Below are 6,561 nucleotides of genomic sequence, written 5' to 3'. Positions count from 1 at the left end.
GATGAGCGCCGTCGCGCTTCTTCCTCCGCCGATTCCTGGCGCTCGCGTTCCTCGCGGCGGCGCGCTTCCTCGAGCGCGGTCATGCGTGCTTCCTCGGCCTCGCGAAGCAGCTTGGCCTGAAGCTCCTGGCGCGACAACAGGCTGTTGCCGGCGTTGCGCGGAGCGGCCGGTGGCGGCGACGCGGGACGCGCGGCCGGAGCCGGCGGCGCGGCCTCGGCGGCGGGCACCGGCGCCTGCGCCTCCTCGCCCGGACGGCCGAGCACGCGGCGGCGCTTCACCTCCACGACCACGGTGTTCGAGCGGCCATGGCTGAAGCTCTGCTTCACCTTGCCGGTCTCGACCGTGCGCTTGAGGCCCAGCGGCGCGCGCGCCCCCAGTTTCGGCTTGTCGTTGTCGGTATCGCTCATCCGGTTACTCAAGTTCCTTGTTCATCGTCGTATCGCGCGACGATGGGGTCGATGCGCCTTGCGAAGCCATTTCGCAAGGTGAAGCACCACATTCGGGTTCGATGAAGGCCAGCCAGCGCGACAGCGCCTGCGATACGCGCCGCGCGGCTCCGCCGTCGATGACGCCGGCATGTACCACATTCTCGCGGCCCAGCGCCACGGACAATATGGTGCGGTCGACCGGCAAATCCAGCCCCTTGAGGCCGCTCGCCTCCCGGTCGGAGCCGACACGCCATGCCTGGGCGAGCTTAGCCGCGCCGTCCGCGCCCGCATCACGGGCGTGGAGCAGCAGCCGCAGACGGCCCGCGCGCGCGGCGGTTTCGATGCGTTCGGCACCGATCACCAGATGCCCGGCCTTGGCCTCCAGCCCCAGCCGGTCGAGCGCAGCGCGCTGCAGCTGGCCGGCGATCCGGTCGGCCAGATCGTCGGGAATGCGCAATTCAGTCGTCTTGAACGCACGCGCCAGCGCCCCGCGCAGCTTGCCCTTGGCCTGCGCCGCGATCAGCTCGGCACGCGTCACGCCGATCCACGCGCCCCGCCCCGGCGCCTTGGCGCGAATGTCGGGCAGCACGTCGCCATCGGGGGACAGCGCCAGGCGCACCAGCGCCTCGCGTGGCGCGGCATCGCGGGTCAGGATGCAGGTGCGCGGGTTTTCTGCGTCAGCGCCCTTGTTCCCCTCCGGCTTGCGGGAGGGGGGACTTGCCGCTTTCAGTCGAGCCCGCGTCTCATTGCCCGGATTCCGCATCAGCGTCCTCCTGGGGTTCGGCCGCGGCGTCGGCCGGGGCCGCTTCGTCCTCGAACCAGTGCGCGCGCGCGGCCATGATGATCTCGTTGCCCTGCTCTTCGCTCAGGCCGTATTCGGCCAGGATGCCGCCCTTGTCCTCGCTGCGCGCACTGGGTGCGGCATCGCTGCGGCGGCGCGGCTCGCTGCGCTTCTTGGCGACCAGCTCGTCAGTCGCGAGATCGGCCAGATCGTCGAGCGTCCTGATGCCTGCCTGGCCCAGCGTGACCAGCATCGCTTCGGTCAGATAGGGCATGGTCGCGAGGTCGTCCTCGACGCCCAGTGCACGACGGGTTTCGCGATTGGCTTCCTCACGACGCTCCAGCGCCTCCTGCGCGCGGCTCTGCAGCTCGGCGGCAAGATCCTCGTCGAACCCTTCGATGCCGGCAAGCTCGTCGACCTCGACATAGGCGACTTCCTCCAGCTCGCCAAAGCCTTCGGCGACCAGCAGCTGCGCCAGCGTCTCGTCGACGTCGAGTTCCTTCTCGAACATCGCGGAACGCTCGACGAATTCCTTCTGGCGCTTCTCGCTGGCATCCGCTTCGGTGAGGATGTCGATCGCCTTGCCGGTCAGCTGGCTGGCGAGGCGGACATTCTGGCCGCGGCGGCCGATCGCCAGGCTGAGCTGGTCGTCGGGCACCACCACTTCGATGCGGTCATCCTCTTCGTCGATGACGACGCGGCTGACATTCGCCGGCTGCAGCGCGTTGACGACGAAGGTCGCGGTGTCGGGCGACCAGGGGATGATGTCGATCTTTTCGCCCTGCATTTCCTGGACGACCGCCTGGACGCGGCTGCCCTTCATGCCGACGCAGGCGCCGACGGGATCGATCGAGCTGTCATGGCTGATGACGCCGATCTTGGCGCGGCTGCCCGGATCGCGCGCGGCAGCCTTGATCTCGATGATCCCGTCGTAGATTTCCGGCACTTCCTGCGCGAACAGCTTCTTCATGAAGTCGGGATGCGCGCGGCTGAGGAAAATCTGCGGGCCACGATTTTCGCGGCGGACGTTGAGGATGATCGAGCGGATACGGTCGTTGACGCGCACCACCTCGCGCGGGATCTGCTGGTCGCGGCGGATGACGCCCTCGGCCCGGCCGAGATCGACGACGACATGGCCGAACTCGACGCGCTTGACGACGCCCGTGATGATCTCGCCCATCCGGTCCTTGAACTCTTCATACTGGCGCTCGCGCTCGGCATCTCGGACCTTCTGGAAGATGACCTGCTTGGCGGCCTGCGCGGCGATGCGGCCGAACTCGATCGGCGGCAGCGGATCGACGATATAGTCGCCGACGACCGCGCCCGGCTGAAGCTTCTGCGCTTCCTTCAGGTTCACCTGCTTGAAGAAATCGTCGACCGCCTCGACCACTTCGACGACGCGCCACAGGCGCAGGTCGCCGGTATTGGGATCGAGCTTCGCGCGAATGTCGTTCTCCGCGCCATAGCGGGCACGCGCCGCGCGCTGGATCGCGTCTTCCATCGCCTCGATCACGATGCCCTTGTCGATCAGCTTTTCGCGCGCGACGGCGTCGGCGATCGCGATCAACTCGGCACGGTTGGCGGTAACGGCGGTGGCCATCGGACGTCCTTATCCTTCTGCTTCGATTTCGATGATGTCGTCGGCTCCATCCGACGCCGGATTTTCGTGAAGAATCTCGTCGGCACCGGCCGACGAAAGCGGTTGCGTGGCGGCGATCAGCCGGTCGGTGATCAGCAGCTTGGCGTCGCCGACCTGCGCGAACGGCACCGTGACCGGCCCGTGCTTGCGCACGTCGACCGTCACCTGATCGCCGTCGACGCCCAGCAGGTCGCCGGTCAGCTGCTTGCGGCCGTCGGCGGTCGGCGCGGTCAGATGGACGCGCGCCTCATGCCCCGCCCAGTCGGCAAAGTCGCGGAGCCGGGTCAGCGGCCGGTCGATGCCGGGCGACGAGACCTCAAGCCGATAGGCATGGTCGATCGGGTCGCGCCCGGCAGCCTCGAGCTCGTCGAACCGGTCGGAAATCCGCCGCGACAGCGCCGCGCAATCGTCGATCGACAGCTGGCGCGTGTCGGGCCGCTCGGCCATGACCTGCAGCGTCGGATCGCTGACGCCGCCGAACATCCTGACGCGCACAAGGTCGAAGCCGAGCGCGCGCGCCTCGGGCTCGATCAACTGGGTCAGGGCGGCGATGTCGACCATGCGGGCTTCGATACTCGCGAACGAACGTGGATATGGGGCTTCGGCACCGGAACCCGTGGGGACCGGCCTCGCCATGTGTAACGATGTCGAGAAAGCACAACCGATATACGCGCAAGCCCGCGGCGGGGCAAGAGCCTAGCCGACCACCGGGATTCGGGCCGGCGCGGATCGGGCGAGGGACATTTGGCACCCGCCGCGCATTCTGGCTAAAGTCCGATCTTTCCCGTTTCGCTCAGGAGACCATATGCGTGCCGTCCAGTTCCCCATCGCCGCCATCCTGATCGCCGCGCTGGGCGGCGCATGCCAGGCCCAGCCGACGCCCCAGGACGCCGCCGCGGCCGCCGGCCTGCCCTTCGCCGTCACCCCCGTCGCCGATTTCACCGCGCCCTGGGCGATGACATTCCTGCCCGACGGGCGCATGCTGGTGACCGAAAAGGCCGGGCAGCTGATGCTCGTGTCGGCGGACGGCAAGACCAAGTCGGTGGTCGCCACCGTGCCCGGCGTGAGCAGCGAGGGTCAGGGCGGGTTGATGGACGTCGTCCTCCACCCCGATTTCGCCACCAACCGCATCGTCTATCTGAGCTATTCGACCCCGGGCGAAGGCGGCAAGGGCGTGGTCCTGGCGCGCGGCAAGCTGACCGAGGGTGCCGCGCCGACGCTGGAGGGGCTGACGACGATCTTCACCGCCACGCCGTTCGTCGCGGGCGAGGGGCATTATTCGGGGCGCATCGCCTTTTCGCCCGACGGCAAATATCTGTTCTTCACCAATGGCGAACGCCAGAAGTTCGATCCCGCCCAGGATCCAAAGGCGACGCTGGGCAAGGTGCTGCGCCTCACCCCCGACGGCAAGCCGGCGGGCGACCCGGCGCTGACCGCCAAGGGGTTCCACCCCGCCATCTGGTCCTATGGCCATCGCAACCTGCTCGGCATCGCCTTCGACGCGCAGGGTAATTTGTGGGAGCAGGAGATGGGGCCGAAGGGCGGCGACGAGGTCAATGTGATCGTCGCCGGGCGCAACTATGGCTATCCGATCGTCTCAGACGGCGATCATTATGACGGTCGCGACATTCCCGATCACGACACGCGTCCCGAATTCGAAGCGCCGAAAGTGTCGTGGAACCCGGTGATCTCGCCCGGCGGGCTGATCGTCTATTCGGGCAAGATGTTCCCGCAGTGGCAGGGCGACCTGTTCATCGGTGGCCTGTCGTCCAAGGCGCTGGTCCGCGTCGATGTCGACGGCACCAATGCGCGCAAGGGCGACCAATGGGACATGGGCGCGCGCATCCGCGAGGTCGAGCAGGGCCCGGACGGCGCGATCTATGTGCTGGAGGACGGGCGCGGCGATTCGCAGGGCCGCCTGCTGAAGCTGACGCCGCGCTGAGCGCGGCGCCCCGCCCTCAATCGCGCAGCAGGTCGTTGATGCTCGTCTTCGACCGGGTCTGTGCGTCGACGCGCTTGACGATCACCGCGCAATAAAGCGCAGGCTTGCCGTCGCCGCCACCGATCGAACCGGGGACCACCACCGAATAGGGCGGGACGTGGCCGCGGAACACTTCGCCAGTCGCGCGGTCGATGATCTTGGTCGACGCGCCGAGATAAACGCCCATCGACAGGACCGCGCCCTCGCCCACGCGCACGCCTTCCGCCACTTCGGCGCGCGCGCCGATGAACGCGCCGTCCTCGATCACCACGGGTCCGGCCTGGAGCGGTTCGAGCACGCCGCCGATCCCCGCCCCCCCCGACAGGTGGACGTTGCGGCCGATCTGCGCACAGCTGCCGACCGTCGCCCAGGTATCGACCATCGTGCCTTCGCCGACATAGGCGCCGATATTGACGAAGCTGGGCATCAGCACCGCGCCCTTGGCGATGAACGCGCCGCGGCGCACGATGCTGCCCGGCACGACGCGAAAACCGCCTGCGCGGAAGCGCGCTTCGTCCCAGCCGTCGAACTTGCTCGGCACCTTGTCGAACGCCGGCGCGCCCGCGCTGCCGCCGGGTATCACCTGATTGTCGTTGAGGCGGAAGGACAGCAGAACCGCCTTCTTCAGCCACTGATTGACCCGCCATCCGCCCGCGCCGTCGGGCTCTGCGACCCGCGCCTCGCCCGCGTCCAGCATCGCCAGCGCGGCGTCGACCGAATCGCGCACCGCGCCGGTCGTCGCAAAGCTGAGTTCGGCGCGGTCCTCCCACGCCTGGTCGATCGTGGCGATAAGGTCGGTCATGCGGGTTCCTTCAGGATATCGGCCAGCCATTGGCCGATGTCGGGCGTGACATAGTCGATATGGTCGCGATCAGCATCGGGCGACTGTTCCGAGCCGTTGGCGACCCACACGGTCGTCATGCCGATCGCCTTGGCGGGCTTCAGGTTGCGCGCCATGTCCTCGACGAACAGCGCGCGCTTCGGATCAATGCCATGCGCGTCAACCAGATGGCGATAGGCGGCTTCCTGCGGCTTGGGGCGATAGCCGGTCGCATGGATGTCGCAAATCCCTTCGAAACATCCGGCGAGCCCGCGCCGCGCCAGCACACGCCGCGCATAGGGCGCATCGCCATTGGTGAAGACCAGCTTGCGCCCCGGCAGCGCGACGATCGTATCGGCAAGTACTGCGTCGGCCTCCAGCGCGTGGAGCTCGATGTCGTGGGCATAGTCGAGGAACACATGCGGGTCGACGCCATGGTCGGCCATCAGCCCGGCAAGCGTCATGCCGTGGTCGATGAACCACTGCTTTTGCAGGGCAAAAGCAGTTTCCTTGCTGCAATCGAGCAGCTCCGCGATGAACTGGGTCATCCGTGCGTCGATCTGCGCAAAAATATTCATACTCGCCGGATACAGCGTGTTGTCGAGGTCGAAGATCCAGGTATCGATATGGGCGAGTGCGGGGCGCATGGCTGGCGCGGCTTTAGGGTCAACGATCCCACCCGGCAAGCGCATCCCCCGGCCCCGTGGCAACGTAGTGTTGAAGGCCAAGAACAATCGGTGGGGAGCGTGCGGATATGCGTTGCCGGATAAGAACCGCGTCACCCCTCGGCCTGGGACTGGCCACCACTGCGCTCGCGCTGGCGATCGCGGGATGCAGCGGCGGCGGCGGCGGCGGCGGGATCGGCGCGATCCCCCCGGCACCGGCGCCGGCACCGACACCCAGCCCTACACC

7 protein-coding genes are annotated in these 6,561 nt (G+C 67.7%); 1 reads left to right on the top strand and 6 read right to left on the bottom strand.

Annotated elements, in window-relative coordinates; translation table 11 throughout:
• From AX676_RS11340 to rimP, 4 genes are all read right to left on the bottom strand, one after another.
• Positions 1-407, bottom strand: a 407-nt coding sequence (locus tag AX676_RS11340; protein ID WP_197417801.1) for a translation initiation factor IF-2 associated domain-containing protein, incomplete at its 3' end; no start/stop codon positions are given.
• A 4-nt stretch (positions 408-411) separates the two neighbouring features.
• A complete protein-coding gene (locus tag AX676_RS11335; protein ID WP_082731023.1) occupies positions 412-1,191 on the bottom strand; it encodes a DUF448 domain-containing protein in 780 nt (259 codons plus the stop codon).
• Positions 1,172-2,809, bottom strand: coding sequence for a transcription termination factor NusA (gene nusA / locus AX676_RS11330; protein WP_066481107.1), 1,638 nt, complete (start codon positions 2,807-2,809; stop codon positions 1,172-1,174). The genes AX676_RS11335 and nusA overlap by 20 nt, the downstream gene beginning before the upstream one ends.
• A gap of 9 nt (positions 2,810-2,818) precedes the next feature.
• The gene (rimP, locus tag AX676_RS11325) at positions 2,819-3,409 is read right to left on the bottom strand and encodes a ribosome maturation protein RimP (protein WP_066481109.1); all 591 of its coding nucleotides are present in this window, start codon (positions 3,407-3,409) and stop codon (positions 2,819-2,821) included.
• Between the two features lie 244 nt (positions 3,410-3,653).
• Here rimP and AX676_RS11320 point away from each other — a divergent pair, with 244 nt between their 5' ends.
• Positions 3,654-4,790: a PQQ-dependent sugar dehydrogenase gene (locus tag AX676_RS11320; protein WP_082731024.1), complete on the top strand. Its 1,137-nt coding sequence runs from the start codon at positions 3,654-3,656 to the stop codon at positions 4,788-4,790.
• A gap of 16 nt (positions 4,791-4,806) precedes the next feature.
• On the opposite strand, the gene dapD is transcribed toward AX676_RS11320, so the two are convergent.
• Both dapD and AX676_RS11310 read right to left on the bottom strand, forming a co-directional pair.
• Positions 4,807-5,631 (bottom strand): 2,3,4,5-tetrahydropyridine-2,6-dicarboxylate N-succinyltransferase, encoded by an 825-nt coding sequence (gene dapD, locus AX676_RS11315; RefSeq protein ID WP_066481110.1) that lies wholly within the window; start codon positions 5,629-5,631, stop codon positions 4,807-4,809.
• Complete coding sequence (locus AX676_RS11310; RefSeq protein ID WP_066481111.1) at positions 5,628-6,296, bottom strand: pyrimidine 5'-nucleotidase; 669 nt, start codon at positions 6,294-6,296, stop codon at positions 5,628-5,630. The genes dapD and AX676_RS11310 overlap by 4 nt, the downstream gene beginning before the upstream one ends.
• Positions 6,297-6,561 lie beyond the last annotated feature (265 nt).

The organism is Sphingomonas sp. CCH21-G11, assembly GCF_001555965.1.
Taxonomy (GTDB): Bacteria; Pseudomonadota; Alphaproteobacteria; order Sphingomonadales; family Sphingomonadaceae; genus Sphingomonas.
Note: the sequence above shows the minus strand (reverse complement) of the source record. Positions and strands in the feature narration are given on the sequence as shown.